The 23806-nt window shown below is 66.7% G+C and carries 33 protein-coding genes, 1 tRNA gene and 1 pseudogene; 28 read left to right on the forward strand and 7 right to left on the reverse strand.

Going from position 1 to position 23806, the window contains the following annotated elements; translation table 11 throughout:
* The first annotated feature begins 43 nt into the window (after nucleotides 1–43).
* Nucleotides 44–778, forward strand: a complete 735-nt coding sequence (locus DV707_RS03090; RefSeq protein WP_103990667.1) for a YIP1 family protein — start codon at nucleotides 44–46, stop codon at nucleotides 776–778.
* Between the two features lie 178 nt (nucleotides 779–956).
* On the opposite strand, the gene DV707_RS03095 is transcribed toward DV707_RS03090, so the two are convergent.
* Together DV707_RS03095 and DV707_RS03100 are read right to left on the reverse strand one after the other, a co-directional pair.
* Complete coding sequence (locus DV707_RS03095) at nucleotides 957–2024, reverse strand: type I restriction enzyme HsdR N-terminal domain-containing protein (protein WP_103990666.1); 1068 nt, start codon at nucleotides 2022–2024, stop codon at nucleotides 957–959.
* A gap of 226 nt (nucleotides 2025–2250) precedes the next feature.
* A tRNA-Gly gene (locus tag DV707_RS03100) sits at nucleotides 2251–2321 on the reverse strand.
* Nucleotides 2322–2553: 232 nt separating this feature from the next.
* On the opposite strand from DV707_RS03100, the gene DV707_RS03105 reads away from it, so the two are divergent.
* From DV707_RS03105 to DV707_RS03230, 26 genes and pseudogenes are all read left to right on the forward strand, one after another.
* Nucleotides 2554–3387, forward strand: a complete 834-nt coding sequence (locus DV707_RS03105) for a putative RNA uridine N3 methyltransferase (protein WP_103990665.1) — start codon at nucleotides 2554–2556, stop codon at nucleotides 3385–3387.
* A 4-nt stretch (nucleotides 3388–3391) separates the two neighbouring features.
* A pseudogene (locus tag DV707_RS03110) lies at nucleotides 3392–4407 on the forward strand (50S ribosomal protein L3).
* Between the two features lie 3 nt (nucleotides 4408–4410).
* Nucleotides 4411–5157: a 50S ribosomal protein L4 gene (gene rpl4p, locus DV707_RS03115; RefSeq protein WP_103990663.1), complete on the forward strand. Its 747-nt coding sequence runs from the start codon at nucleotides 4411–4413 to the stop codon at nucleotides 5155–5157.
* Complete coding sequence (locus tag DV707_RS03120) at nucleotides 5154–5408, forward strand: 50S ribosomal protein L23 (protein WP_103990662.1); 255 nt, start codon at nucleotides 5154–5156, stop codon at nucleotides 5406–5408. The genes rpl4p and DV707_RS03120 overlap by 4 nt, the downstream gene beginning before the upstream one ends.
* A 2-nt stretch (nucleotides 5409–5410) precedes the next feature.
* Nucleotides 5411–6145 (forward strand): 50S ribosomal protein L2, encoded by a 735-nt coding sequence (locus DV707_RS03125; protein ID WP_103990661.1) that lies wholly within the window; start codon nucleotides 5411–5413, stop codon nucleotides 6143–6145.
* Nucleotides 6145–6567 (forward strand): 30S ribosomal protein S19, encoded by a 423-nt coding sequence (locus tag DV707_RS03130; RefSeq protein ID WP_103990660.1) that lies wholly within the window; start codon nucleotides 6145–6147, stop codon nucleotides 6565–6567. The genes DV707_RS03125 and DV707_RS03130 overlap by 1 nt, the downstream gene beginning before the upstream one ends.
* 3 nt (nucleotides 6568–6570) lie before the next feature.
* Nucleotides 6571–7041: a 50S ribosomal protein L22 gene (locus DV707_RS03135; protein WP_103990659.1), complete on the forward strand. Its 471-nt coding sequence runs from the start codon at nucleotides 6571–6573 to the stop codon at nucleotides 7039–7041.
* Entirely contained in the window at nucleotides 7041–7997 is a 957-nt protein-coding gene (locus tag DV707_RS03140; RefSeq protein WP_103990658.1) for a 30S ribosomal protein S3, read from the forward strand. Before DV707_RS03135 ends, DV707_RS03140 begins: the two co-directional genes overlap by 1 nt.
* Nucleotides 7997–8203 carry a 50S ribosomal protein L29 gene (rpmC, locus tag DV707_RS03145; RefSeq protein ID WP_103990657.1) on the forward strand — a complete coding sequence of 69 codons (207 nt, stop codon included), beginning with the start codon at nucleotides 7997–7999 and terminating at the stop codon, nucleotides 8201–8203. Before DV707_RS03140 ends, rpmC begins: the two co-directional genes overlap by 1 nt.
* A 4-nt stretch (nucleotides 8204–8207) precedes the next feature.
* Nucleotides 8208–8756: a ribonuclease P protein component 1 gene (locus tag DV707_RS03150; RefSeq protein WP_103990656.1), complete on the forward strand. Its 549-nt coding sequence runs from the start codon at nucleotides 8208–8210 to the stop codon at nucleotides 8754–8756.
* Nucleotides 8747–9073, forward strand: a complete 327-nt coding sequence (locus tag DV707_RS03155) for a 30S ribosomal protein S17 (RefSeq protein WP_103990655.1) — start codon at nucleotides 8747–8749, stop codon at nucleotides 9071–9073. The genes DV707_RS03150 and DV707_RS03155 overlap by 10 nt, the downstream gene beginning before the upstream one ends.
* Nucleotides 9073–9471, forward strand: a complete 399-nt coding sequence (locus DV707_RS03160; RefSeq protein ID WP_103990654.1) for a 50S ribosomal protein L14 — start codon at nucleotides 9073–9075, stop codon at nucleotides 9469–9471. Before DV707_RS03155 ends, DV707_RS03160 begins: the two co-directional genes overlap by 1 nt.
* 4 nt (nucleotides 9472–9475) lie before the next feature.
* Complete coding sequence (gene rplX / locus DV707_RS03165; RefSeq protein ID WP_103990653.1) at nucleotides 9476–9838, forward strand: 50S ribosomal protein L24; 363 nt, start codon at nucleotides 9476–9478, stop codon at nucleotides 9836–9838.
* Entirely contained in the window at nucleotides 9835–10599 is a 765-nt protein-coding gene (locus DV707_RS03170; protein WP_103990652.1) for a 30S ribosomal protein S4e, read from the forward strand. Before rplX ends, DV707_RS03170 begins: the two co-directional genes overlap by 4 nt.
* Entirely contained in the window at nucleotides 10596–11123 is a 528-nt protein-coding gene (locus DV707_RS03175) for a 50S ribosomal protein L5 (RefSeq protein ID WP_103990651.1), read from the forward strand. Before DV707_RS03170 ends, DV707_RS03175 begins: the two co-directional genes overlap by 4 nt.
* Nucleotides 11120–11296, forward strand: a complete 177-nt coding sequence (locus DV707_RS03180) for a 30S ribosomal protein S14 (RefSeq protein WP_049985035.1) — start codon at nucleotides 11120–11122, stop codon at nucleotides 11294–11296. Before DV707_RS03175 ends, DV707_RS03180 begins: the two co-directional genes overlap by 4 nt.
* A gap of 2 nt (nucleotides 11297–11298) precedes the next feature.
* Nucleotides 11299–11691, forward strand: a complete 393-nt coding sequence (locus DV707_RS03185) for a 30S ribosomal protein S8 (protein WP_103990650.1) — start codon at nucleotides 11299–11301, stop codon at nucleotides 11689–11691.
* Between the two features lie 4 nt (nucleotides 11692–11695).
* The gene (locus DV707_RS03190; RefSeq protein WP_103990649.1) at nucleotides 11696–12232 is read left to right on the forward strand and encodes a 50S ribosomal protein L6; all 537 of its coding nucleotides are present in this window, start codon (nucleotides 11696–11698) and stop codon (nucleotides 12230–12232) included.
* Between the two features lies 1 nt (nucleotide 12233).
* Complete coding sequence (locus tag DV707_RS03195) at nucleotides 12234–12950, forward strand: 50S ribosomal protein L32e (protein WP_103990648.1); 717 nt, start codon at nucleotides 12234–12236, stop codon at nucleotides 12948–12950.
* 2 nt (nucleotides 12951–12952) lie between these two features.
* Nucleotides 12953–13408 (forward strand): 50S ribosomal protein L19e, encoded by a 456-nt coding sequence (locus DV707_RS03200; protein ID WP_103990647.1) that lies wholly within the window; start codon nucleotides 12953–12955, stop codon nucleotides 13406–13408.
* The gene (locus DV707_RS03205) at nucleotides 13408–13962 is read left to right on the forward strand and encodes a 50S ribosomal protein L18 (RefSeq protein WP_103990646.1); all 555 of its coding nucleotides are present in this window, start codon (nucleotides 13408–13410) and stop codon (nucleotides 13960–13962) included. Before DV707_RS03200 ends, DV707_RS03205 begins: the two co-directional genes overlap by 1 nt.
* A complete protein-coding gene (locus tag DV707_RS03210) occupies nucleotides 13959–14609 on the forward strand; it encodes a 30S ribosomal protein S5 (protein ID WP_103990645.1) in 651 nt (216 codons plus the stop codon). Before DV707_RS03205 ends, DV707_RS03210 begins: the two co-directional genes overlap by 4 nt.
* Nucleotides 14609–15073, forward strand: coding sequence for a 50S ribosomal protein L30 (locus DV707_RS03215; protein WP_103990644.1), 465 nt, complete (start codon nucleotides 14609–14611; stop codon nucleotides 15071–15073). The genes DV707_RS03210 and DV707_RS03215 overlap by 1 nt, the downstream gene beginning before the upstream one ends.
* Complete coding sequence (locus tag DV707_RS03220; RefSeq protein WP_103990643.1) at nucleotides 15070–15567, forward strand: uL15m family ribosomal protein; 498 nt, start codon at nucleotides 15070–15072, stop codon at nucleotides 15565–15567. Before DV707_RS03215 ends, DV707_RS03220 begins: the two co-directional genes overlap by 4 nt.
* A gap of 3 nt (nucleotides 15568–15570) precedes the next feature.
* A complete protein-coding gene (gene secY, locus DV707_RS03225; RefSeq protein ID WP_103990642.1) occupies nucleotides 15571–17040 on the forward strand; it encodes a preprotein translocase subunit SecY in 1470 nt (489 codons plus the stop codon).
* Nucleotides 17041–17232: 192 nt separating this feature from the next.
* The gene (locus DV707_RS03230) at nucleotides 17233–18486 is read left to right on the forward strand and encodes a tRNA (N(6)-L-threonylcarbamoyladenosine(37)-C(2))-methylthiotransferase (protein ID WP_103990641.1); all 1254 of its coding nucleotides are present in this window, start codon (nucleotides 17233–17235) and stop codon (nucleotides 18484–18486) included.
* Between the two features lie 100 nt (nucleotides 18487–18586).
* Here DV707_RS03230 and DV707_RS03235 read toward each other — a convergent pair whose 3' ends face one another.
* The 5 genes from DV707_RS03235 to DV707_RS03255 form a co-directional block, all read right to left on the reverse strand.
* The gene (locus DV707_RS03235) at nucleotides 18587–19567 is read right to left on the reverse strand and encodes a cation diffusion facilitator family transporter (protein ID WP_103990640.1); all 981 of its coding nucleotides are present in this window, start codon (nucleotides 19565–19567) and stop codon (nucleotides 18587–18589) included.
* Nucleotides 19568–19972: 405 nt separating this feature from the next.
* Nucleotides 19973–20548 (reverse strand): HIT family protein, encoded by a 576-nt coding sequence (locus DV707_RS03240; protein ID WP_103991239.1) that lies wholly within the window; start codon nucleotides 20546–20548, stop codon nucleotides 19973–19975.
* An 11-nt stretch (nucleotides 20549–20559) separates the two neighbouring features.
* Nucleotides 20560–21450, reverse strand: a complete 891-nt coding sequence (map, locus tag DV707_RS03245) for a type II methionyl aminopeptidase (RefSeq protein WP_103990639.1) — start codon at nucleotides 21448–21450, stop codon at nucleotides 20560–20562.
* 53 nt (nucleotides 21451–21503) lie between these two features.
* Nucleotides 21504–22187, reverse strand: a complete 684-nt coding sequence (locus DV707_RS03250; protein WP_103990638.1) for an alpha/beta hydrolase — start codon at nucleotides 22185–22187, stop codon at nucleotides 21504–21506.
* Complete coding sequence (locus DV707_RS03255; protein ID WP_103990637.1) at nucleotides 22184–23215, reverse strand: ring-cleaving dioxygenase; 1032 nt, start codon at nucleotides 23213–23215, stop codon at nucleotides 22184–22186. Before DV707_RS03255 ends, DV707_RS03250 begins: the two co-directional genes overlap by 4 nt.
* Nucleotides 23216–23347: 132 nt before the next feature.
* Between DV707_RS03255 and DV707_RS03260 the strand changes: the two genes are divergently transcribed.
* The gene (locus DV707_RS03260; protein WP_394337392.1) at nucleotides 23348–23800 is read left to right on the forward strand and encodes a winged helix-turn-helix transcriptional regulator; all 453 of its coding nucleotides are present in this window, start codon (nucleotides 23348–23350) and stop codon (nucleotides 23798–23800) included.
* Nucleotides 23801–23806 lie beyond the last annotated feature (6 nt).

Here is a 23806-nt window from a genome sequence, read left to right on the forward strand (position 1 = left end):
CGGAAAGACATTTATTCCGTATCCGGGCTAGCGTTCAACCGATATGGTCCCCCTCGTTCGCCCCCTCCGACAGCTCGCCCTGTCGCCGACCCGGTTCTTCGAGGAGCGGCCGCCGTCGGAGACCCTGCCGGTCGCCGCGGCGCTGGTCGTGTTGTTCGCGGTCGCCCTCACCGCCGCCCTGCTCCTCGTTGGCTCGATGCTCGCGGGTGCGGTCGACGCCACGGTCACGATGGACAACCCGGACCGCCCGCCCGAGACCATCTGTGAGCAGTACGAGGACGACCCCGACTCGCCGTTCGGCGAGAACTGCGACGAGCCGGCGACGGTCGAACGCGACGCGGGGCAGTTGATCCGCGAGGCCGTCGACGACTACCTCTGGATCGGCCTCGTCGGCCCGTTCGTCCTGTGGATCGTCGGGACCCTCGTCCTGTTCGCCGGCGGACGGCTGGCGGCCGGTGATCCTTCCTTCGCCGGAACGGCCGCACTCGCCGGCTGGGCGGCGCTCCCCGAGTTCCTGCGGGTCGTCGCCGGCCTCGCCGGGCTCTGGTACGTCCTCCGGGACCTCACGATCACGGACCCGGAACGCGCCGTCACGGTTCTGGAGACCGCGCTGGCCTCGGTCGAGCCCGTGCTGCTCGTCGTCTCGCTACTCACGCTCGGCTGGCAATGGTCGATTCTCTCCGCCGGTCTCAGTGAAGACGCGGATATCTCTCGCGGGGCTGCCGCCGTCGCCGTCGGCGTTCCGCTCGTGATCTTCTTCGTGGTGGGGGCGCTGTGAGCGTTCGGCGCGGGGACAATACAGAGCAACGTTTGCTGACTGGACAACAATTCCAGAAGTAGTACCGCGAGGCGAGCCGGGCGGGACCGAAGGTCCCGCTGGAAGCCGGCGCTCCGCGCCGGCGACGGTAGCGAGCCTCACGCTCTTTTTGATCCAGTTTTTCGAGACGCGTTCGAAATCACCAACCACCGGCGAACTCGCATTCTAGACCCACTTTCGCCGGAAGCTCCGATACGTACCGCTTCTTGTCACCGGAGCTCAAGTTCGTGAGCAAATAGTACCCTCCCGACACCTGCTGTTGCCCTCGCATCTGGGAACCATTCGGATGCTCGGGTTTATTGTTCAGAAGGGCACGACTCCCCCGTCCCGTACCCGGGACATACGGAATTTCGATCTCGTCCATAAGCCCTTCCTGCTGGATGAGGTACTCGACGAGTGATCCCATCGCTTCGGACTGTAAATCCTCAGATACCCGATATACTTCTCCACCATCTCGAATAAGTCGAATCACGTACTCTCCGTCTTCTGGTTTGCCGGCACCAGTCGAAAGTTCTTGGATAACGGCTGTCCGGTGGGCCTGTTCTTCCAGCGTCTCAATCAAATCATCGATGAACCCCTTCGCTTCGTTCTCGACCTGCTGTGACACCGCGTTCCCGGAAGTTTCCGTAACTACGCCCGTTACGTCCTCTGCGAGATCTTCCTTGTTACTTCGGAGGGAAGCAACCGCATTCTGTACTGCTTCGATCTTCTCTGCGATCTGTTGGGACTCTCCGGAGTCGATAGATTCCCGTGAGAGTGCTTTGAGAGGATGTTCGTTGTCCGGCACGTTGTCGATGGAAAACTCCGCGAGAGAGATTTCCTTCGGCCTGTTGCTGGATAGATCTCTTCGGTAGATCTCGAACGTGCGTCCGTTAGAGAGAAGTCCCCAATCGACGCCGACTTGCCGCATATAGCTTTTCAGTTGATTCTCGTGGCTTTGATCAAGCGGCGTGTCACACCCTTTCGCTTCGACGAACACAACGGGCGTTCCTTCCCGCTTGAGCGCGTAATCCACCTTCTTCGTCCCCGACCCCATTTGGACGGAATACTCCAGTTCGACGTCTGACGAGAGAACGTCCCATTCGAGGAGTTCGATCAGCGGCTCGATAATCTTCCGCTTGGTGTTTTCCTCGTCCATCTGTGGAGAGTTCTCGATAAGGCCCGCAGAGCGTTCCGTGTATTCAGATAACTCCTCACGAAGCGTCATTTCGAGTTGCTTTTTCGGGCAATCGGATAAAGATACGGAGAATCAGAACACCTCGAAGTAGTCCTCGATGACTCCCCTGTTCCTCATCGGGTTCACATTCTGTAGTGGATTCCAGAAGTAGTACCGCGAGGCGAGCAGAGCGAGCCTCGCGGCTCTTTTTCCCTCCAGGTTTTTGCGCCGAGTGGTTCGCGAAGCGAACCCGAGGCGGAAAAAGGTGGGTGCGTGATGCGCTGGCTGGGATTTGAACCCAGGTTGTGACCATGGCAAGGTCACGTGATACCACTACACTACCAGCGCGTGTGTGGTCTGCGTCTGCATTTCTGAGAAGACGGGATTCGTAAATAAGACTTGCGAATCCGGGAGAAAAACCGCCGGATGGCGTGGGGCAATCTACCACGGGTCGGCGGACCACGAAACCGCCGCGGACGGCCGTGTGAACGGCTCACAGCCCCCGCTAGCTTTCGCTACTCTTTTAGGGTCCGCTCCGGTATCGGAAGTACAGTCTAGACGTGACGCTGAAGGGACCGGTATGACGCTGACCGTACTCGTGCCGTCCTCTCTCGTCCGGGAGGCCGAGGACAAACGCGAGGCAACTCGCAAACTCGGCTACGTCGCCCGCGCGGCGACGGTGTTCCGGGCGGATCGGCTCGTCGTCTTCCCCGACCGGGAAGGCGAGCGACGCTGGGGGGGCGAGTTCGTCGCGACGGTGCTGCGGTACGCCGCCACGCCCCCACACCTCCGAAAGGAACTGTGGGGGCGACGCGACGAACTCGAGTACGTCGGCGTCCTCCCGCCCCTCCGCGTCCCGTCTATGACCGGCTCCGAATCAGACGGTTCGGGGTCGTTAACACAGGGAATCGTGACCGAGGTCGGACCTGACGGCCGCGTTCGGGTCAATTGCGAACTGCAACACCCGGTCTCGCTGCTCGCACCTCCGTCGATGGAGGTGGAGGAGGGGACGCGCGTCGCCATCAGGATCTCTTCGCGAGAACCGGTCCGTGCGCGGATCGTCGACGAGCCCGTTCCGGGCTTCGACGTGTCCCGCACGGACCTCGAGGAAGCACTCGGCCGCGCCGACGCGGGCGTCGCGATCGCGACGTCCCGCCACGGCGAAGCGCTGACCACCTCGTGGCTGCCGCAGCTCGCCTCGCGTATCGAGCGCGAGGGCGCGACAGTCGCGTTCGGGTCGCCCGGTCGTGGGCTTCCGGCCATCCTCGGCGTCGACGTCGAGGATGCGGTCGAACCCGCAGACGGTCCGGGGTTCGATCTCTGGCTGAATACGATTCCGCGACAGGGCAGCGAGGTGGTGCGAACCGAGGAAGCGATGTTCGCCTCCCTCTCGCCCCTGACACTCACGGAGTGAACACATGCCACAACCAAGCAGACCACGAAAAGGTTCGATGGGCTTCAGCCCGCGTAAGCGTGCGGCCAAGGAGGTCCCACGCATCCGGTCGTGGCCCGACGACGACGGGTCCCCGGGAATCCAGGGTTTCGCCGGCTACAAGGCCGGAATGACCCAGGTGATGATGGTCAACGACGAGTCCAACTCCCCCGCGAAGGGATGGAGGAGGCCGTGCCCGTGACCGTCGTCGAGACGCCGCCGATGCGCGCCGTCGCCCTTCGAGCCTACGAAGACACGCCGTACGGAGCAAAGCCGCTCACCGAGGTGTGGGGAAGCGAGTTCGAGGAGAACCTCGACCGCACGCTCGACCTCCCGAACGAGGACACCTTCGACGACGACGCCGACGACCTCCGAGCCGCGGTCGAGGCCGGCGACGTCGACGACGTGCGCCTCATCACCCACACCGTTCCGAGCGAGATGCAGAACGTCCCCAAGAAGAAGCCCGACGTGATGGAGACGCGCGTCGGCGGCGGATCCGTCGACGAGCGCGTCGACTTCGCGCTCGACCTCGTCGGAGAGGGCGGCGAGCACGAACTCTCCGACGTCTTCCGCGCCGGCGAGTACCTCGACGTCGCGGGCGTCACGAAGGGGAAGGGGACGCAGGGCCCCGTCAAGCGGTGGGGCGTCCAGAAGCGGAAGGGCAAACACGCCCGCCAGGGATGGCGGCGCCGGATCGGCAACCTCGGTCCGTGGAACCCCTCCCGCGTGCGCTCGACCGTCCCCCAGCAGGGACAGACGGGCTACCACCAGCGAACCGAACTGAACAAGCGCCTCATCGACATCGGTGAGGGTTCAGAACCGACCGTCGACGGCGGCTTCGTCGGCTACGGCGAGGTCGACGGACCGTACGCGCTCGTCAAGGGCTCCCTGCCGGGCCCGGACAAGCGCCTCCTGCGGTTCCGTCCCGCCGTCCGCCCCGGCGACCAGCCGCGTCTCGACCCCGAGGTGCGCTACGTGTCGACGGAATCGAACCAGGGCTAGAACATGAAGGCAACAATTCGCGACCTGAACGGCGACGACGCCGGCACGCTCGACCTCCCGGAGGTCTTTCAGACCCCGTACCGTCCAGACCTCATCGAGCGAGCCGTAGTCGCCGCGCAGGCCAACCGGAAACAGGCGTACGGTGCCGACCCCTACGCGGGGCTGCGAACTCCGGCCGAGTCGTTCGGCAGCGGCCGCGGGATGGCGCACGTCCCCCGCGAGAACGGGCGCGCCCGACGCGTCCCTCACGCCGTCAAGGGCCGGAAGGCGCACCCGCCGAAGGCGGAGAAGGACCAGGGCAAGGAGATCAACGACAAGGAGCGAAAGCTCGCCGTCCGCTCGGCGATCGCCGCCACGACGGACGAAGAGCTCGCCCGCGAGCGCGGTCACCGGTTCGACGACGACGTCGAACTCCCGCTCGTCGTCTCCGACGACTTCGAGGATCTGATCAAGACCCGCGAGGTCGTCGACCTGCTCGAATCGCTCGGCGTCCACGCCGACGTCGAGCACTCCGACGAGAACAAGAAGGTGAAGGCCGGCCGCGGGAAGACCCGCGGACGGAAGTACACGCGTCCGAAGTCGATCCTCTTCGTCACGAGCGAGGAGCCCTCGAAGGCGGCGCGGAACCTCCCCGGCGCCGACGTGGTCACCGCGGCCAACGTGAGCGCCGAGGACCTCGCGCCCGGCACGCAGGCCGGTCGGCTCACGCTGTTCACCGAGAGCGCGGTCGAGGAGGTGGCGGACCGATGAGTTCGCTCATCGAGCACCCCCTCGTCACCGAGAAGGCGATGGACGAGATGGACTTCGACAACAAGCTCCAGTTCATCGTCGACCTCGACGCCACGAAGGCGGAGATCGAAGACGAGGTCGAATCGCGCTATGAAGTGTCCGTCGTGAACGTGAACACGCAGATAACGCCACGAGGCGAGAAGAAGGCGACCGTCCGACTCCACGAGGACGACGACGCGCAGGAAGTCGCCTCGCGAATCGGGGTGTTCTGAACATGGGACGACGAATTCAGGGCCAGCGTCGCGGGCGCGGCACGTCCACGTTCCGGGCGCCGTCGCACCGCTACAAGGCCGAACTCTCGCACAAGAAGGACGAATCGAGCGACACGATCTCCGGGACGGTCGTCGACATCGAGCACGACCCCGCCCGCAGCGCCCCGGTCGTCGCCGTCGAGTTCGAGGACGGCGATCAGCGGCTCGTCCTCGCGCCCGAGGGCGTCGCCGTCGGCGACACGATCCAGGTCGGCGTCAGCGCGGAGATCAAACCCGGTAACACGCTCCCGCTCTCGGAGATCCCCGAGGGAGTTCCCGTCTGTAACGTCGAGAGTCAGCCCGGCGACGGCGGGAAGTTCGCACGGGCCTCCGGGACGAGCGCACAGCTGATGACCCACGACCGCCGCGTCGCGGTCGTGAAGCTCCCCTCCGGGGAGGTCAAGCGGCTGAACCCGCAGTGCCGCGCCACCGTCGGCGTCGTCGCCGGCGGCGGTCGGACGGAGAAGCCGTTCGTGAAGGCCGGCAAGAAGCACCACAAGATGAAAGCGCGCGGCATCAAGTGGCCGCGCGTCCGCGGTGTCGCGATGAACGCCGTCGACCACCCGTTCGGTGGCGGCGGCCGCCAGCACCCCGGTCAGCCGAAGTCCGTCTCGCGGGACGCCCCGCCGGGACGGAAGGTCGGCGACATCGCCTCGAAGCGCACCGGTCGCGGTGGCAAAGGAGGCAAGGATAACTAATGAGTTCGGAATACCGCACCGGCCGCGAGGGTGAGTTCACCTACCGCGGTCACACGCTCGACGAGCTGCAGGAGATGTCGCTCGACGAGGTCGCAGAACTGCTCCCCGCTCGACAGCGGCGAACCATCGAACGAGGACTCTCGGTCCAACAGGAGAAACTGCTGGAGGAGGCCCGCGAGGCCGGCGTCCAGGAGACGGCCAACGATCCGATCCGGACCCACCTTCGGGACATGCCCGTCCTCCCCGAATTCGTCGAGAAGACGTTCGAGGTGTACACGGGGCAGTCCTTCGAGCGCGTCCGCGTCGAGCCCGAGATGATCGGGCACTACCTGGGCGAGTTCCAGCTGACCCGAACGTCGGTCGAACACGGTCAGGCCGGCATCGGCGCGACCCGGTCCTCGAAGTTCGTGCCGCTCAAATAAACCATGGGTATCAACTACAGCGTCGAGGCCGACCCGGAGACCACCGCCAAGGGGATGCTCCGCGATCGGCCCATCAGCCTGAAGCACAGCAAGGCCATCTCCCGTGAGATCAAGGGGAAGACCGTCGGCGACGCGGAGGAGTACCTCCAGGACGTCATCGACGAGAAGCAGTCCGTCCCGTTCCGACAGCACAACACCGGCGTCGGGCACCGCTCCGACATCGACGGCTGGGACGCGGGCCGCTACCCCGAGAAGGCCTCGAAGGCGTTCCTCGAACTCCTCGAGAACGTCTCGTCGAACGCCGACGAACAGGGGTTCGACGCCGCGGAGATGACGATCAAACACGTCGCCGCCCACAAGGTCGGCGAACGACAGGGCCGCAAACCCCGCGCGTTCGGTAGCGCCGACCCGTGGAACACGCCGGTCTGTGACGTCGAACTCATCGTCGAAGAACCCGAGGAGGTCGAAGCCTAATGGCCGACGAACACCAGTTCATCGAAGACGGGCTGCAGCGCTCCCAGATCGACGAGTTCTTCGCCGACGAACTCGGTCGCGCCGGCTACGGCGGGATGGACGTCGCGAAGACGCCGATGGGGACCCAGATCGTCCTGAAGGCCGAAAAGCCCGGGATGGTCATCGGCAAGGGCGGAAAGAACATCCGCAAGGTCACCCGCGAACTCGAAGAGCGGTTCAACCTCGACGACCCCCAGATCGACGTTCAGGAGGTCGACGAGCCCGACCTGAACGCCCGCATCGTCGCGGACCGACTGGCCAACGCACTCGAGCGCGGCTGGTACTTCCGCAAGGCGGGCCACACCACGATCGACCGCATCATGGAGTCCGGCGCACTCGGCGCCGAGATCGTCCTGAGCGGGAAGGTCACGGGTGCGCGCTCGCGCGTCGAGAAGTTCAACCGCGGCTACATCAAGCACAACGGCGAACCCGCCCAGGAGATCGTCGACGAGGGCCAGGGCGTCGCCGTGATGAAGCTCGGCACGATCGGCGTGACCGTGAAGATCATCCCGCCGGGCGCCGAGCTGCCCGACGACTTCGAGATCCACGAGGACGTCGACGTCGAACCCGTCGAGCAGGTCGCAGAGAGCGAGGGCGTCGAATCGCTCCTCGAAGAGGAGCCCGAGGAGGTCCCCGACGTCGGCGAGGCCGACGAGGACGTCGAGGTCCCCGACGAGGCCCCCGAGGAGGTCATCGACGAGGAGGTTGTCGAGGAAGTCATCGACGAGACCGAGGAGGAGCCCGTCGAGACGGGCGACGCCGAAGAGGCCGACGAGGCCGACGTCGAGGAGGAACTCGACGAACTCGACGAGGAGGTCGAGGCGGAAGCCGAGGAGCTCCTCGACGAGATGGAAGAGGCCGACGAGGAGTCGGCTGACGCCGACGACTCCGAGGACGAAACGGAGGACGACGAATAATGGCGATCCTCTACCCCGAAGAGATCCGCGATATGACGGCCGCAGAGCGCGAGGCCGAGCTCGAAGAGCTCGAGACCGAACTGCTCAACACGAAGGCCGTGCAGGCCGCCGGCGGCGCCCCGGAGAACCCGGGTCGCGTCGGCGAACTCAAGCGGACGATCGCGCGGATCAAGACGATCCAGGCCGAAGAAGGCGACCTCGAATAGACCAATGGCACTGACACCCGAGACGCTGACGCGACACGAACTCAACGGCCTCCGCGTGGCCGTCGTCGACGCGCCCAACCCCGACCTCGTCGGGATCGAGGGTCGCGTCGTCGTCGAGACGATGCGGACGCTGCACGTCGACGTCAGCGGAAGCGACGCGGACGCGGTCGCCGTCGAGAGCGACGCGACCGCGACTGCCGTCGGCGGCGATGCCGACGACGCGACCGAGACGCGTCGCGCTCGGGTGAAACAGGTGCCGAAGGGGGGCACGACGTTCGAGTTCGCGCTCCCCAGCCGGGACGAGAGGCCCGGACGCACAGATGAAGCCGCCGACGCCGCGAAGGCGTCGGGGACCGCGTCCAAACTTCGATCGGAAACTGCCGGCGGATTCGAGGCCGGTCAGTCTGGTCGGCGCGCTGCGGACGCCGCAGCCGCTTCTCGGCGGAACGCCGAGAATTGCGAGGGCGTGGCCTACGTTACGGTGGATGGCACACGTCTGCTCTCACGACCCGCCTTGCGGACCGAGAAGGCAGGTGACACATTATGGCGATAGGACTGAACGTAGAAGAACCGGAGGAGACCTGCTCCGACGAGAACTGTCCCTTCCACGGAACGCTTTCCGTGCGCGGACAGACGCTCGAAGGAACGGTCGCCTCCACCGACATGGAGAAAACCGTCATCGTGGAGCGTGAATACGACGTTCACGTTCCCAAGTACGACCGCTACATGAAGCGGCGTAGTCGCATTCCGGCCCACGCACCCCCGTGCGTGGACCTCGAGGAAGGCGACACGGTGCGTATCGCAGAGACCCGACCGCTGTCGAAGACCAAGGCCCACGTCGTGGTCGAGACCCTCGGAGGTGCCGAGTGATGGAGGCGCTGAAAGCCGACGTCACGAAAGGCCTCGAACGGGGCTCGCTCATCACGTGCGCCGACAACACTGGCGCGCGCCAGCTGAAGGTCATCAGCGTGAAGGGTTCCTCAGGAACCAAGAACCGACACCCCAAGGCGGGCATCGGCGACCAGGTCACCGTTTCGGTGACCAAAGGGACGCCGGAGATGCGCCGCCAGGTGCTGCAGGCCGTCGTCGTCCGCCAGCGGAAGCCGATCCGCCGGCCGGACGGGACGCGCGTGAAGTTCGAGGACAACGCCGCCGTCATCATCGACGAGATGGACGAGCCTCGCGGGACCGAGATCAAGGGTCCCATCGCGCGCGAAGTGGCCGAGCGCTTCGGGAGCATCGCCTCGACGGCGACGATGATCGTTTGAATCAATGACTGAACAACCACGCAAACAGCGAACGCAGACGCAGAACGCGCCCCTGCACGAGCGGCAGAACCAGGTCCGCGCGACGCTGTCCGACGAGCTCCGCGAGGAGTACGGACAGCGGAACGTTCGCGTCAACGCGGGCGATACCGTCGAGGTGCTCCGCGGCGACTACGCCGGCACGGAGGCCGAAGTCGTCGAGGTGGACCTCACGGACACGGTCGTTCACGTCGAAGACGTGACGGTCGAGAAGGCCGACGGCGAGGAAGTGCCTCGTCCGCTCGACGCCTCGAACCTCCGCGTGACCGAACTGGATCTGGAAGACGACCGCCGCGAGGCGCGGCTGCGAGCGACGGAGGACGAAGCATGACCCGACACCAGAAGCGACTTTCGGCCCCGAACGCCTGGCCCGTCGAGCGGAAGACGGGCACGTTCACGGTCAAGGCCGGCGCGGGTCCGCACGGAGAGGCGGGGGTTCCCCTGCTCATCCTCCTGCGGGACGTGCTCGGTTACGTCGACTCGAAGAAGGAGGCGCGCTACGCCCTCAACGAGGGCTCGGTCCTCGTCAACGGCGACGCCGTCTCCGACGAGCAGCGCCCGGTGGGGATGTTCGACATCCTCGCGTTCACCGAGCGCGAAGAGTACTACCGCGTCTTCCCCGAGGAGGGCGGACGCCTGGCGCTGACGCCGATCGACGCCGACGCGGCAGACGGCCGACTCGGCAAGATCGTCCGAAAGCAGGACGTCAGCGGCGGCGACACGCAGCTGACGCTGCACGACGGCTCGAACCTCCGCGTCGAGGACGCGAGCGAGTACGCCACGAAGGACTCGCTCGTCGTCGACAACGAGACCAAAGAGATCGTCGCGCACTTCTCCTACGAGGAGGGCGCACTCGTCACCGCCGTCGACGGCTCGCACTCGGGCGAGATCGGCGAGGTCGACGAGATCGTCGTGACCGCCGGCAGCGGCGACAACACCGTCGTCGTCGACACCGGCGAGGACGCCTTCGAGACGATCGAGGAGTACGTCGTCGTCATCGACGAGCAGTTCGTCGACGACGAGGACGCCGACGATTCGGACGTCTCGTCCGACGACGAGGCCGACGCCACCGACGGAGGTGACGACGAATGAGCGAGGCGGAGTTCCACGAGATGCGCGAACCGCAGATCGAGAAGGTCGTCGTCCACATGGGCGTCGGCGAGGGCGGTCGCGAGCTCGCGAACGCCGAGGAGATCCTCGAGGAGATCGCCGGCCAGGAAGCCGTCCGCACGCAGGCGACCCGCGCGGCGACCCAGTTCGGGTCCCGCGTCGGCGACCCCGTCGGCGCGAAGGTCACTCTTCGCGGCGAGGAGGCGGAGGCCTTCTTAGAGAAGTCGCTGCCGATCGCCGACCTCAAAGAGCGGCAGTTCGACGAGACGGGGAACTTCAGCTTCGGTGTCGAAGAGCACACCGACTTCCCCTCTCAGGAGTACGACCCGCAGATCGGGATCTACGGGCTGGACGTGACGGTCAACCTCGTCCGCCCCGGATACCGGGTGAAAAAGCGCAACAAGGCGTCCCAGTCGATCCCGAACCGACACCGACTGACGCCCGAGGACGCGATCGTCTTCGTCGAGGACGCCTTCGACGTCGACGTGGAGGCCACAGACTCATGAGCGAATCAGAGACAGAACAGACGGGCGAGCACGCGAGCCGGCGCACGGGCCAGAGCCACGAGTGCCGACGCTGCGGCCGCAATCAGGGTCTCGTCGGTAAGTACGAGATCTACCTGTGCCGACAGTGCTTCCGCGAGGTCGCCCGCGAGATGGGATTCAAGAAGTACCGATAACTATGGCAGGAAACGATCCACTCGCCAACGCGCTCGCCGGCGTCGACAACGCCGAGAGCGTCGGGCACCTGTCCCACGAGATACAGCCCGCCTCCAACGTCATCGGCTCCGTCCTCGAGGTCTTCTACGACCGCGGGTACATCGACGGCTTCGAGTTCGTCGACGACGGCAAGGCCGGACGCTTCGAGGTCGAACTGAGCGGCGCAATCAACGAATGTGGTGCCGTCAAGCCCCGCTACTCGGCGGGCGCAGACGAGTTCGAGAAGTGGGAGAAGCGATACCTCCCCGCCCGCGACTACGGGACGCTCATCGTCACGACGAGCCACGGCGTCATGAGCCACTACGAGGCCCGCGAACAGGGCATCGGTGGCCAAGTAATCGCCTACGTGTACTGATACTATGACCAGAGTAGAAATCGAAATTCCGGACGAGGTCTCCGCCGAGGTGTCCAACCTCGATCTGACGGTCGAGGGGCCGAACGGCAGCGTCACCCGGACGCTGTGGTACCCCTCCGTCAGCGTGAGCGTCGAGGACGAGCAGATCGTCATCGCCGCCGAGGAGGAGGACGCCAAGACGAACGCCACCGTCGGGACCTTCGAGAGCCACGTGTCGAACATGCTCCACGGGGTCACCGAAGGCTGGACGTACGAGATGGAAGTCTACTACGCTCACTTCCCGATGCAGGTCGACGTCGAGGGCGACGAAGTCGTCATCGAGAACTTCCTCGGAGAGAAGTCCTCGCGACGGACGCCGATCCGCGGAGACACGGAGGTACAGGTCGACGGCGAAGTGGTCACCCTGACGGGCCCCTCGAAAGAGGACGTCGGGCAGACCGCCGCCGACATCGAACAGCTCACTCGCGTGACGGACAAGGACACGCGCGTCTTCCAGGACGGCGTCTACATCACGCAGAAACCGCAGACCGGAGGTGCCTGAGATGTCCGAAGAAGACGCCGAGAACGAAGCCGAGATCGAGTCGCTCGAAGACATCAGCGGCGTCGGCCCCTCGAAGGCCGACGCGCTGCGCGAGGCCGGCTACGAGAGCGTCGCCGACGTGAAGGCGGCCAGCCAGTCGGAACTCGCAGACGTCGACGGCGTCGGCAACGCGCTCGCGGCCCGTATCAAGGCCGACGTGGGCGGACTCGAGGTCTCAGAGGAGACCGAGGCCGAAGTCGAAGACGAGACCGAGGAGGAGGCCGACGAGGACGTCGAGACGGAACTCCGTCCCCGCGGCCACGCCGACAAGACGCCCGAACTCGACGACGAGACCGCGCGCGCCCTCGGTCAGAAGCACCGAGAGGGAAAGCCCGCGTTCCGTCGACAGAAGTACCACGCGAAGAAACGCGTGCCCGAATCCTGGCGGAAGCCCCGCGGCAACCTCTCGAAGCAGCGCCGCGGCATCAAAGGAAAGGGCGACATGGTCGAGGCGGGCTTCCGCTCGCCGAAGGCCGCACGCGGCCTGCACCCCTCGGGCTTCGAGGAGGTTCGCGTCCACAACGTCGACGACCTGGAAGGCGTCGACGGGGACACCCAGGCCGTTCGCATCGCCTCGAAGGTCGGCGCGCGCAAGCGCGAACGAATCGAGGAAGTGGCTGAGGACCGCGAGATCCGCGTCCTCAACCCGACCTACGTCGAAGTGGAGGTCGAAGAATAACGATGACGGATCTGAGAGCACAGAAGCGTATGGCGGCCGACGTCCTCGACGTCGGCAAAAGCCGCGTCTGGTTCGATCCAGACGAACAGTCCGAGATTGCGGAGGCCATCACCCGCGAGGACATCCGTGACCTGGTCGATCAGGGGACCATTCGCGCGAAGGACGCGAAGGGCAACTCCAAGGGTCGCGCCCGCGAACGCGCCGAGAAGCGCGCGTACGGCCACCGCAAGGGCCCCGGTTCCCGCAAGGGGAAAGCCGGCGGTCGGAAGAACTCGAAAGACGAATGGGTCAGCCGGATCCGCGCACAGCGTCGTCGCCTGAAGGAACTGCGCGACGACGGCCCGCTCACCGCGACGCAGTACCGCGAAGTGTACAACAAGGCGTCGGGTGGCGAGTTCGACGACGTGGCACGGCTCGAAGCATACATTCGGAACAACTACGACGTGGAGATAGAATAATGGCAACAGGACCACGGTACAAGGTGCCGATGCGGCGTCGCCGCGAGGTCCGGACGGACTACCACCAGAGGTTGCGCCTGCTGAAATCGGGCAAGCCCCGCCTCGTTGCTCGCACGAGCAACAAGCACGTCAGGGCGCAGCTGATCACCCCCGGACCCGACGGAGACGAAACGCACGCGGCCGCGTCCTCCGAGGATCTCGCCGAGTACGGCTGGGAGGCTCCCACTGGGAACCTGCCGAGCGCGTACCTGACGGGATTCCTCGCCGGAACGCGAGCCGTCGAGGCCGGTCTCGAAGAGGCCGTCCTCGACATCGGACTGAACACCGCGACGCCCGGTAACAAGGTGTTCGCGGTGCAGGAAGGAGCGATAGACGCTGGCCTCGAGATCCCGCACAGCGAGTCGGTTCTCGCGGACTGGTCGCGCAACCGCGGCGAGCACATCGCCGCGTACGCCGAGCAGCTCGACGAGCCCCTCTATTCGGGGGATTTCGACGCCACGAAACTCCCTGAGCACTTCGACGAAGTGCTCGAGCAACTACAGGAGGACGCATGAGCCAACGCAACGATGGCTGGACGCCGCGCACGCGGCTCGGCCGAATGGTACAGGACGGCGACATCACGACGATGGAGCAGGCCCTCGAATCGGGGCTGCCGCTCAAGGAGCCGGAACTCGTCGATCAGCTCCTCCCGGGGCTGGACGACGAGGTGCTGGACATCAATATGGTCCAGCGGATGACAGACTCCGGCCGTCGGGTGAAGTTCCGCTGCGTCGTCGCGATCGGTAACCGCGACGGCTACCTCGGCTACGCCGAGGGACGGGACGATCAGGTCGGATCCGCGATCCAGAAGGCGATCGACGTCGCGAAGCTCAACATCATCTCGGTGGACCGCGGCTCCGGGTCGTGGGAGGACTCCGCCGGCGGCCTCAACTCCCTCACGCGGAAGGCGGAGGGGAAGGCCGGCTCGGTGACCGTCGAGGTTATGCCCGCACCGCAGGGCCTCGGCCTCGCGGCCGCACCGACCGTCCGCAACATCCTCGAACTGGCGGGCGTCCAGGACGCCTGGACCCGCTCGAACGGGAACACGCGGACGACGGTCAACCTCGCGAAGGCGACGTACAACGCGCTGCGGAACGCGTCGCAGTCGCGGACGCCGCGCCGCGCCGCCGCGAAGCAGCGCGAGCAAGAGGTGAGCGAATGATGCAAGCGGTCGTTCAGCTCCGCGGCGACGTCAACATGAGCTCGGCCGTGCACGACACGCTCAAGATGCTCAACATCCACCACGTGAACCACTGCGCGCTCGTCCCGGAGACGGAGACGTACCGCGGGATGATCACGAAGGTCAACGACTACGTCGCGCACGGCGAACCGAGCGCGGACGCCGTCGAGACCGTCCTCCGGACGCGCGCCGAGCCCGCCGAGGGCGACGCCGACGTCGACGAGGAGTGGCTCGCCGAGCACACCGACTACGACGACTTCGGCGCGCTCGCGGAAGCACTGGTCGACGAGGAGACGACGCTGCGCGAGCAGGGTCTCTCGCCGGTGCTCCGACTGCACCCGCCGCGCGGCGGCCACCGCGGTCAGAAGCACCCGACGACCGAGGGCGGTCAGATCGGCAAGCATCGGACCGAAGAGATCGACGAACTCCTGGAGGACATGCGATGACGTCGAAGAAGCGACGCCAGCGCGGCTCCCGGACCCACGGCGGCGGCACGCACAAGAACCGGCGCGGAGCCGGACACCGCGGCGGTCGCGGTCGCGCGGGTCGGGACAAACACGAGTTCCACAACTACGAACCGATCGGCAAACACGGCTTCAAGCGTCCCGAGGACGCAAAGCGGTCGGTCGCCGAGGTCAACGTCCGGACGCTGGACGAGGACGCGGCGCTGCTCGCGGCGGACGGTCTCGCCGAAACCGAGGGCGACGCCTACCACATCGACGCGCGTGACGTCGCCGAGGACGGCGAGGACGCCGACCTCGTGAAGGTGCTCGGCGGCGGGCAGGTCCGACAGGAACTGCACGTCGTCGCCGACGCCTTCTCCGACGGCGCCGTCGAACTCATCGAAGACGCCGGCGGCAGCGTCGAACTCACGGAACGCGGCGAGGAACTCCTCGCCGAGGCCGAAGCCGACGAAGACGACGAGAGCGACGAGGAGTAATCTATGGGATGGAAGGAGGCCGCCGAACCGGTGCTGACGCGGATGCCGTCAGTCGTGCGTCCGGAGGGACACGTCCCGTTCCGCCGGAAACTCGGCTGGACCGCCGGGATCCTCGTGCTGTATTTCTTCCTGACGAACGTCCCGCTGTTCGGTCTGCAGACGGGCGGTGCGGGCAGCGACTTCTACGGGCAGTTCCGTAGCATCCTCGCCGGCGGACAGGGGTCGATCATGCAGCTCGGCATCGGTCCGATCGTCACGGCGAGCATCGTGCTCCAGCTACTCGGCGGTGCGGACCTGCTCGGATTGGACACTGACGACCCCCGCGATCAGGTGCTGTATCAGGGCCTCCAGAAGCTCCTGGTGGTCGTGATGATCTGCCTGACGGGGCTTCCGATGGTGTTCGCCGGCAACTTCCTCCCGCCGAGCGAGGCGCTCGGCCAGTCGCTGGGCGTCGGCGTCGGCGGCGTCCGGGGGATCATCTTCGCGCAGATCTTCGTCGGCGGCGTCCTCATCCTGTTCATGGACGAAATCGTGAGCAAGTGGGGCGTCGGCTCCGGCGTCGGCCTGTTCATCATCGCCGGCGTGAGCCAGCAGCTCGTCGCCGGGCTGTTCAGCTGGCAGAGCCTCGGCGGCCAGAGCGGCTTCTTCCCCACGTGGGTCGGGATAATCACCGGCGCGGTGGAGATCGGCTCGCCGCTGACGCCCGGCGGCCTCTCGGATCTCTTCCTCGGACAGGGACAGATCCTCGCGCTCATCACGACGGTCCTCATCTTCGCGGTCGTCGTCTACGCCGAGAGCGTCCGAGTCGAGATCCCGCTCTCGCACGCCAACGTGAAGGGCGCGCGAGGGCGTTTCCCCGTGAAGCTCATCTACGCGAGCGTCCTGCCGATGATCCTCGTTCGCGCGCTGCAGGCGAACCTCCAGTTCCTCGGGCAGATCCTGAACAACTGGTGGGCGGGGATGCCGGCCTGGCTCGGCCAGTACACCCAGGGACAGGTCACCGGCGGCCTGTTCTGGTACATCGCGCCGATTCAGTCCCGGCAGGACTGGATGTGGTTCCTCGGATTCACCTCCCAGGAGCCGACGGCGATCGCCATCCGGGTCGCGATCGACCTGATCTTCATGATCATCGGCGGTGCGATCTTCGCGATCTTCTGGGTCGAGACGACGGGGATGGGCCCCGAGGCGACGGCCAAGCAGATCCAGAACTCCGGGATGCAGATCCCCGGGTTCCGTCGGAATCCGCAGGTGATCGAGAAGGTGATGGAGCGCTACATCCCGCAGGTGACCGTCATCGGCGGCGCCTTGGTCGGCCTGCTCGCCGTCCTCGCGAACATGCTCGGCACCATCGGCGGCGTCTCCGGAACGGGGCTGCTGCTCACGGTCTCTATCACGTACAAGCTGTACGAGGAGATCGCCGAGGAGCAGCTGATGGAGATGCACCCGATGATGCGCGAGATGTTCAACAACTGACGGCGCGAAATCTGCGGCCTCGTTTTGTTTTATTTTTCACGACGGCGACTCGCGAGTTTGGCGACCGGTCCGACCTCACTCTGCAAGCCCGTCACATCGGCGATTCCCTGATTCGACGAGAGCACGCGTCCCCTCACCCCACCCCGAACCGTCGCGCTTTTGCCCGCGGATCGGATACGCTGTACCGACCGAATGGCCCGATACCACATCGAGACGTACGGCTGCACCTCCAACCGCGGCGAGAGCCGGCAGATCGAGAGCGCGCTCCGCGACGCCGGCCACTACCCCGTCGACGGTCCGGAGGCGGCCGACGTCGCCATTATGAACACCTGCACGGTGGTCGAGAAGACGGAGCGCAACATGCTCCGTCGGGCCAAAGAGCTGGAGTCGGAGACGGCGGATCTCATCATCACGGGCTGTATGGCGCTCGCACAGGGCGAGGAGTTCCGCGAGGAGGGCGTCGACGCGCAGATCCTCCACTGGGACGACGTCCCCACGGCGGTCACGAACGGCGAGTGTCCGAACCCCGGGCCGGGAACCGAACCCGTCCTCGACGGCGTCGTCGGCATCCTCCCGATCGCCCGGGGCTGTCTGTCGAACTGCTCGTACTGTATCACGAAGTTCGCGACCGGCCGCGTCGACTCCCCGCCCGTCGAGGAGAACGTCGAGAAGGCCCGCGCCTTAGTCCACGCCGGCGCGAAGGAGCTCCGGATCACGGGCCAGGACACCGGCGTCTACGGCTGGGATACGGGCGACAGGAAGCTCCCCGAACTGCTCGATCGGATCTGTACCGAGATCGACGGCGACTTCCGGGTCCGGCTGGGGATGGCCAACCCCGGCGGCATCCACGGAATCCGCGAGGAACTCGTCGAGGTCTTCGCGCGGCACGACGAGCTGTACAACTTCATCCACCTCCCGGTGCAGTCGGGGTCGGACACGGTGCTCGAAGATATGCGGCGACAGCATCGCGTCGAGAAGTTCCTCGAAATCGTCGAGACGTTCGACTCGACGCTGGAGTACTGGACGCTCTCGACGGACTTCATCGTCGGCTTCCCGACCGAGACCGAGGAAGACCACGCCCAGAGTATGGCGCTGTTCCGGGAGGTCAGACCCGAGAAGGTGAACGTCACCCGCTTCTCGAAGCGCCCCGGCACCGACGCCGCCGAGATGAAGGGCCTCGGCGGGACGGTGAAGAAGGAGCGCTCGAAGGCGATGTCCGAACTGAAGCGGGAGGTCGTCGCCGAGGCCTACGAGTCGATGATCGGCGAGACCCGTCGGGTGATGGCCGTCCGCGAGGGGACCGGCGACTCGATGAAGTGCCGCGACGAGGCGTACCGACAGATCATCGTCCGGGATGCGGACGAACGAGGGATCGAACCGGGCGACTTCCTCGACGTCGAGGTGACGAGTCACCAGACGGTCTACGCGTTCGGCGAACCGGTCTGATCGGCGTCGCTGTCGTGGTCGACCTGCGATCGGTGTTCTCGTTGGCCCACCGTTTGCCGTCGCTTCCGCCAACCTACCGTTCGCCGTCTCTTCTGCCAGCCTACCGTTCTCCGTCGCTTCCGCCGGTTTCACTGCTGACCCTCTCGTCGTTTCCGCGGGCGATCGCCGTCCCGACGAGCCGGTCCGCCTGCGCGTCCTCCTTCCACTCGCCGAGTTCCTTCGGGTCGACGTGGACGAACACGTCGTCGACCTCCGGCATCGCGCGGATCGACTCGACGACGGCCGATTCGATGTCGTGGGCCTCGAACAGCGTCATATCGCCCTCGACCTCGATGTGGAGGCTCACGTCGACCTCCGGGCCGACGTAGTGGGCGACGACGTCGTGCGCGCCGCGGACCTGCGGGTGTTCGAGCGCGCGTTCGAGGATCTCGCGGCGGAGTTCCTCCGGCGGGGCCGCGCCGACGAGGTAGTTCACGTTGTCGCGGACGATCTCATAGCCCGTGTAGAAGATGCCGAGCGAGACGACGCCGGCGGCGACCGGATCGAGGACGGGCGCGCCGAACGACGCCCCGAGGACGCCGACGAGCGCCGCGCCCGCGGTGAGGATGTCGTTGCGGTTGTCGAGCGCGGCGGCGACGACCGCCGGCGAGTGGCGCTCCTCGCCGACGCGGAGGCAGTAGCGGTAGAGGCCGTACTTCGCGCCGGCCGTACCGAGTAACACGAGGACACCGGCTGTCCCGGCCTCGACGCCGTAGGTGCCGTTCAGGACCGACGTGGTCGCGTTCCAGAGCACGGCCCCGCCGGCGGCGAAGACGCCGACGGCGACGAACAGCGAGACGAACGGCTCGATGCGCTCGTGGCCGTGTGGGTGCTCGAAGTCCGGCGGCTGGGTCGTCAGGTACAGTCCCGCGACGATGACGAGGCTGTAGACGCTGTCGGCGAGGCTGTTGACGGCCTCCGAGCCGATGGCGAGGCTCCCGGTGAGGCCCCAGACGCCCCCCTTCGCGAGCACGAGAGCGAGGTTCACCGCGAGGATGATCAGCCCCACGCGACGGACGGTGCGCCTTCGGTCGTCGCTCATCGTCCGAGCGTACTCGTCAGGAGGCTAAGTCGCTTCGGTCGCCTACGAGCGTTCGCTGAACGGACCTGTCGGTCCCGACACGGAGACGGTGTAGCCCCCGGAGGCCCCCGCGCTCCCGACTCGGGGGACTCCCGCTCGCGGTGGTTCTTCGGCCGCCGTCGATCGCCGGAGTTCACTGTAGAGTCGGGGCTGTCTTTTGGCGAACAGTCGGCACCCGCTCGGGACGCCCGCCGGTCCTCGCCCGACCCGCGGCCGTTCCCTCTCCCGCGTCGACGTGCCGAGCAACCGCGGCCCGACGCGGGGTCGTCCTCAGATCACGGGGCTTCTGGCCGCGGGTTCGCATATAAACCTGCGGCTGGACGGGGTGGCGCACGCGAGGAACCGCGTCCGGGTGCGGGTGTCGGCTCAGTCGTCGAAGTCGAGTCTGACGGCGCGGGTCGGGTGGTCGTCGTCGCGCTCGCTTTCGCCGTCGTCGGTCGCCGCCGGCAGCGACGCGAAGGCCTCGTGGAGGCGGTCGTAGGTGTCTTCAAGCGCCTCGACGATCACCTTCGTCTCGCCGATCACGGGCATGAAGTTCGTGTCGCCGCTCCAGCGCGGCACGAGATGGGTGTGGACGTGGTCGTCGATCGACCCGCCGGCGGCGTCGCCGCCGAGGTTCTCGCCGGCGTTCACGCCGTCGGGGTGAAACGCCTCGTCGAGGGCGTCGATGGCCGCGACCTTCAGCCGCGCGTGATCGAGCAGTTCGGCGTCCGTGAGGTCGCCCCACTCGCCGGTGTGGCGGTACGGGACGATCATCACGTGACCCGGGTTGTACGGGTAGTTGTTCAGGATGACGAACGCGTGCTCGCCCCGGGCGACGATCCGACTCTCCCGGTCCTCCTCGCGCTCGGGCAGCACGCAGAACGGGCACCCCTCGACGTTCTTTTCTTCGGGGTCGCGCTCGACCCACTCGATCCGCCAGGGCGCGAAGACCTGCTCCATCGTCGGCTCGCTCACGAGGTCAGGATCTCGCAGCCGTCCTCGGTGACGACGACGGTGTGCTCGGCCTGGCTGACGAGTTCGCCGTCGTCCTCCTTCAGGACGGGGTAGCCGTGGAGGACGCCCTGCTGTTCCAGCCGCTGGATGGCCATCCCCGCCCGCGGTTCGTCGAGCCAGCGGGCGGCGAAGGGCAGGGTCCTGTACTCCTCTTTCACCTGTTCGAGGATCTGTCGGGCGGTCCGGTTCCGCACCGACCGATCGCGTTCGAGGCTGTAGATCTCCGCGTTCGATCCCTCGGTGACCTTCCCCCGGCCGGTCGTCGCGAAGGGCTCGATCGCGACGACGTCGCCGACTTCGAGTTCGATGCCGCGGTCGGTGCCGCGGTTCGGGATCGTCGGACCCGTGTGGGCGTCCCACTGGGCGACGCCGTGGCCCGAGAGGTTCAACACGGGGGTGTAGCCGTAGCCGCGGATGACGTCCTCGATCTCCGCGCCGACCTCGCCGGTCTCGACGCCGGGCGCGACCGCCTCGAGGGCGGCGTCGAGCGCCTCCTCGGCGGCCTCGACGAGTTCGGCGTTCCCCGAGAGGTCGACCGTCACCGCGGCGTCGGCGATGTAGCCGTCGACGTGGACGCCGCAGTCCAGACAGACCATCTCCTCGCCGAACTCGGTGTCGTCGTCGCGACCCGGCGAGGCGTGGGAGGCCTCCTCGTCGACGCTGATGTTCGCGGGGAACGCGCAGCCGTCGGCGCGCGCTCGGATCTCCGCCTCGGCGAACTCGGCGACTTCGAGCTGCGTGACGCCCGGTTCGACCATCTCGGCGGCCTCGTCGAGCACCTCCCGAAGGACCGTTCCGGCCTCCCTGTACTTCGCCAGCGTCTCCTCGTCGAGGGGTCCGTCGCTCATACCGGAGTCATCGGACGAGCGACCCAAAGAGGTTCCGAAGCCGACGAAGCGGTTCAGTCGGCGACGACGGACGCGACGAGGTCTTCGAGGTACGCGATCTCCTCCTCGAAGATCCCGTGGCCGCGACCCTCGTAGCGGTCGAAGCGGACGTCGGCGTTCAGGCGCTCGAAGACCGCGACGGTCTCCTCCGCGCGCGACATCGGGATGTGGGGGTCGTCGTCGCTGACGCCCAGGAAGAAGGCCATTCCGTCGACGTCGCCCTCGTGATCGAACTCGGTTCCCTCCTCGCCGATCAGACCGCCCGAGAGGAGGACGAGGCCGCCGTAGCGCTTCGGGTCGCGCGCGACGAACTCCGAGACGAGACACGCGCCCTGTGAGAACCCGACGAGAACCACTTTCTCGGCCGGGAGTCCGCCGGATCGGGCTTCCTCGACCGCCCGCGCGAGGTGGTTCAGCGCCGAGTCGAGGTGGGGCTGGTTCCGCTCGATCGGCGCGAGGAACCGGTTCGGATACCAGGTGCCGCGCTGGGCCTGCGGGGCGACGTAGTAGAGGCCGTCGCGGCCGAACTCCCGGGCGAACTGGAGCATCCCGTCGGCCCGCGCGCCCCGCCCGTGGACGAGGACGACCGCCGCGTCGGCGTCTTCGGGCGCGGTGCCGGCGGTGCGGATCGGCTGGTCGGCGTGCGGGCCGGCGTCGGTGTCCGGGTCTTCGTCGCCGCTCGGGGTGCGTCGGCTCATTCGCTCGACCCTCCGTCCGCCGGGGCCTTTTCGCTTTCCGCTGGGGCCGTGGCCGTCGTCTCTCCGGAGGGGGAGCCGTCGCCGGGAGCGTCGAGGGTCGGCAACGCCGACTCGATCCGCTCGCGGTCGTCTTCCAGCCACGAGGGGAGTCTGAGTTCCGAGCCCAGCCCCTCGACCGATTCGTCGACGGTGAAGCCCGGGCCGTCGGTCGCGATCTCGAAGAGGATCCCGCCGGGTTCGCGGAAGTAGATCGACCGGAAGTACTGACGGTCCTTCTGCGGCGTCACGAACTGTCCCGCGTCGGAGAGGCGCTCGCGCCAGGCGAGCTGTTCGTCCTCGTCGGCGGCGCGGAACGCGACGTGGTGGACGGTGCCGACGCCGGGACGACCCCGCGGCGGCCCGCGGTGGAGCACGTCGACGACGGTCGCGTGATCGCCCGCGGCGGCGTAGCGGACGCGGTCGGCCCCGTCGTCGGCGTCGGCTTCGGAGCCGACGCGGTCGAAGCCGAGGACGTCCAGCACGTTCGCCGTCGCGTCCGGTTCCGCGGAGTGCAGCGTGACGCCGAAGAAGCCCCGGATCGCGTGCTCTTCGGGAACGGGACCGCCGCTCCACGGTTCGATCGGCGAACCGGCGGGGTCGGTCTCGACGAGTTCGAGCGGTTGCCCGTCGGGGTCCTCGAACGGAAGGACGGCCGCGCCGAAGCGGCTTCGTCGCTCGCCGACCGTCGCGTTCGACTCCCGGAGCCGCTCCGCCCAGTAGTCGAGGCTCCCCTCGGGGACGGCGAAGGCCGTCGCGACCGCCTGTCCGCGGCCGGGCCGCCCCCGCCGCGTTCCCTCGAACGGGAAGAAGGTGAGCGCGGTCCCCGGCGAACCGGTCTCGTCGCCGTAGTAGAGGTGATACGTCGTCGTGTCGTCGAAGTTGACCGTCCGCTTGACGAACCGCAGTCCGAGGACCTCCGTGTAGAACCGGAGGTTCTCCCGCGGGTCGCCCGCGACGGCCGAGACGTGATGGATTCCGTCTGTTTGCATAGTGTGTGTCTCCTCGCGGTCCCGGAGGGGCAGCGGAAACAGGTGGCCGCGTGCCAGTCCAATCCGGTATCGCTCTGTTACCTACTAAAGAAGCGAAACCATTTGTATCTTCGCGGACGAAGGGGTGACCAGGTGACGCCTGTGTCCCCAGACTCCCAGGACAAATACGACGAGGACGCGTGCTCGGTGATCGACTCGCTCGAACAGATCGGATCGCAGTGGCGGCTCATCGTCCTGCACGACCTCCAGGAGGGCGAGAAGCGCTTCAACGAGCTCAAGCGATCGACGGACGCCAGTTCGCGGACGCTCTCGCGCGTCCTCGACGACCTGCAGGAACTCGGCTTCGTCAACCGCCGGCTGGAGGAGGACGCGCCGGTCGCGACGTACTACTCGCTGACTCCGAAAGGGCGGTCGCTGTGTCCGGTGTTCGACGAGATCGAGTCGTGGGCCGACGAGTGGCTGCACGCGACGCCGACCGGCGAGGACCCCGCGGCCGTCGCGGCCGACGGGGGCTCGACGGACGAGGCGACTGCGGCTGGGGCGAACGACCCCGACCGGACGACCGAATCGGAATCGGCCGAGTGAGGGCTC

It is taken from the genome of Halobellus limi (assembly GCF_004799685.1).
Taxonomy (GTDB): Archaea; Halobacteriota; Halobacteria; order Halobacteriales; family Haloferacaceae; genus Haloquadratum; species Haloquadratum limi.

What these genes read in the sequence shown, in the direction of transcription:
- DV707_RS03090 (WP_103990667.1), top strand. Translation starts at nt 44, where the DNA reads ATGGTCCCCCTCGTTCGCCCCCTCCGACAGCTCGCCCTGTCGCCGACC.
- DV707_RS03095 (WP_103990666.1), bottom strand. Translation starts at nt 2,024, where the DNA reads ATGACGCTTCGTGAGGAGTTATCTGAATACACGGAACGCTCTGCGGGC.
- DV707_RS03105 (WP_103990665.1), top strand. Translation starts at nt 2,554, where the DNA reads ATGACGCTGACCGTACTCGTGCCGTCCTCTCTCGTCCGGGAGGCCGAG.
- rpl4p (WP_103990663.1), top strand. Translation starts at nt 4,411, where the DNA reads ATGAAGGCAACAATTCGCGACCTGAACGGCGACGACGCCGGCACGCTC.
- DV707_RS03120 (WP_103990662.1), top strand. Translation starts at nt 5,154, where the DNA reads ATGAGTTCGCTCATCGAGCACCCCCTCGTCACCGAGAAGGCGATGGAC.
- DV707_RS03125 (WP_103990661.1), top strand. Translation starts at nt 5,411, where the DNA reads ATGGGACGACGAATTCAGGGCCAGCGTCGCGGGCGCGGCACGTCCACG.
- DV707_RS03130 (WP_103990660.1), top strand. Translation starts at nt 6,145, where the DNA reads ATGAGTTCGGAATACCGCACCGGCCGCGAGGGTGAGTTCACCTACCGC.
- DV707_RS03135 (WP_103990659.1), top strand. Translation starts at nt 6,571, where the DNA reads ATGGGTATCAACTACAGCGTCGAGGCCGACCCGGAGACCACCGCCAAG.
- DV707_RS03140 (WP_103990658.1), top strand. Translation starts at nt 7,041, where the DNA reads ATGGCCGACGAACACCAGTTCATCGAAGACGGGCTGCAGCGCTCCCAG.
- rpmC (WP_103990657.1), top strand. Translation starts at nt 7,997, where the DNA reads ATGGCGATCCTCTACCCCGAAGAGATCCGCGATATGACGGCCGCAGAG.
- DV707_RS03150 (WP_103990656.1), top strand. Translation starts at nt 8,208, where the DNA reads ATGGCACTGACACCCGAGACGCTGACGCGACACGAACTCAACGGCCTC.
- DV707_RS03155 (WP_103990655.1), top strand. Translation starts at nt 8,747, where the DNA reads ATGGCGATAGGACTGAACGTAGAAGAACCGGAGGAGACCTGCTCCGAC.
- DV707_RS03160 (WP_103990654.1), top strand. Translation starts at nt 9,073, where the DNA reads ATGGAGGCGCTGAAAGCCGACGTCACGAAAGGCCTCGAACGGGGCTCG.
- rplX (WP_103990653.1), top strand. Translation starts at nt 9,476, where the DNA reads ATGACTGAACAACCACGCAAACAGCGAACGCAGACGCAGAACGCGCCC.
- DV707_RS03170 (WP_103990652.1), top strand. Translation starts at nt 9,835, where the DNA reads ATGACCCGACACCAGAAGCGACTTTCGGCCCCGAACGCCTGGCCCGTC.
- DV707_RS03175 (WP_103990651.1), top strand. Translation starts at nt 10,596, where the DNA reads ATGAGCGAGGCGGAGTTCCACGAGATGCGCGAACCGCAGATCGAGAAG.
- DV707_RS03180 (WP_049985035.1), top strand. Translation starts at nt 11,120, where the DNA reads ATGAGCGAATCAGAGACAGAACAGACGGGCGAGCACGCGAGCCGGCGC.
- DV707_RS03185 (WP_103990650.1), top strand. Translation starts at nt 11,299, where the DNA reads ATGGCAGGAAACGATCCACTCGCCAACGCGCTCGCCGGCGTCGACAAC.
- DV707_RS03190 (WP_103990649.1), top strand. Translation starts at nt 11,696, where the DNA reads ATGACCAGAGTAGAAATCGAAATTCCGGACGAGGTCTCCGCCGAGGTG.
- DV707_RS03195 (WP_103990648.1), top strand. Translation starts at nt 12,234, where the DNA reads ATGTCCGAAGAAGACGCCGAGAACGAAGCCGAGATCGAGTCGCTCGAA.
- DV707_RS03200 (WP_103990647.1), top strand. Translation starts at nt 12,953, where the DNA reads ATGACGGATCTGAGAGCACAGAAGCGTATGGCGGCCGACGTCCTCGAC.
- DV707_RS03205 (WP_103990646.1), top strand. Translation starts at nt 13,408, where the DNA reads ATGGCAACAGGACCACGGTACAAGGTGCCGATGCGGCGTCGCCGCGAG.
- DV707_RS03210 (WP_103990645.1), top strand. Translation starts at nt 13,959, where the DNA reads ATGAGCCAACGCAACGATGGCTGGACGCCGCGCACGCGGCTCGGCCGA.
- DV707_RS03215 (WP_103990644.1), top strand. Translation starts at nt 14,609, where the DNA reads ATGCAAGCGGTCGTTCAGCTCCGCGGCGACGTCAACATGAGCTCGGCC.
- DV707_RS03220 (WP_103990643.1), top strand. Translation starts at nt 15,070, where the DNA reads ATGACGTCGAAGAAGCGACGCCAGCGCGGCTCCCGGACCCACGGCGGC.
- secY (WP_103990642.1), top strand. Translation starts at nt 15,571, where the DNA reads ATGGGATGGAAGGAGGCCGCCGAACCGGTGCTGACGCGGATGCCGTCA.
- DV707_RS03230 (WP_103990641.1), top strand. Translation starts at nt 17,233, where the DNA reads ATGGCCCGATACCACATCGAGACGTACGGCTGCACCTCCAACCGCGGC.
- DV707_RS03235 (WP_103990640.1), bottom strand. Translation starts at nt 19,567, where the DNA reads ATGAGCGACGACCGAAGGCGCACCGTCCGTCGCGTGGGGCTGATCATC.
- DV707_RS03240 (WP_103991239.1), bottom strand. Translation starts at nt 20,548, where the DNA reads ATGGAGCAGGTCTTCGCGCCCTGGCGGATCGAGTGGGTCGAGCGCGAC.
- map (WP_103990639.1), bottom strand. Translation starts at nt 21,450, where the DNA reads ATGAGCGACGGACCCCTCGACGAGGAGACGCTGGCGAAGTACAGGGAG.
- DV707_RS03250 (WP_103990638.1), bottom strand. Translation starts at nt 22,187, where the DNA reads ATGAGCCGACGCACCCCGAGCGGCGACGAAGACCCGGACACCGACGCC.
- DV707_RS03255 (WP_103990637.1), bottom strand. Translation starts at nt 23,215, where the DNA reads ATGCAAACAGACGGAATCCATCACGTCTCGGCCGTCGCGGGCGACCCG.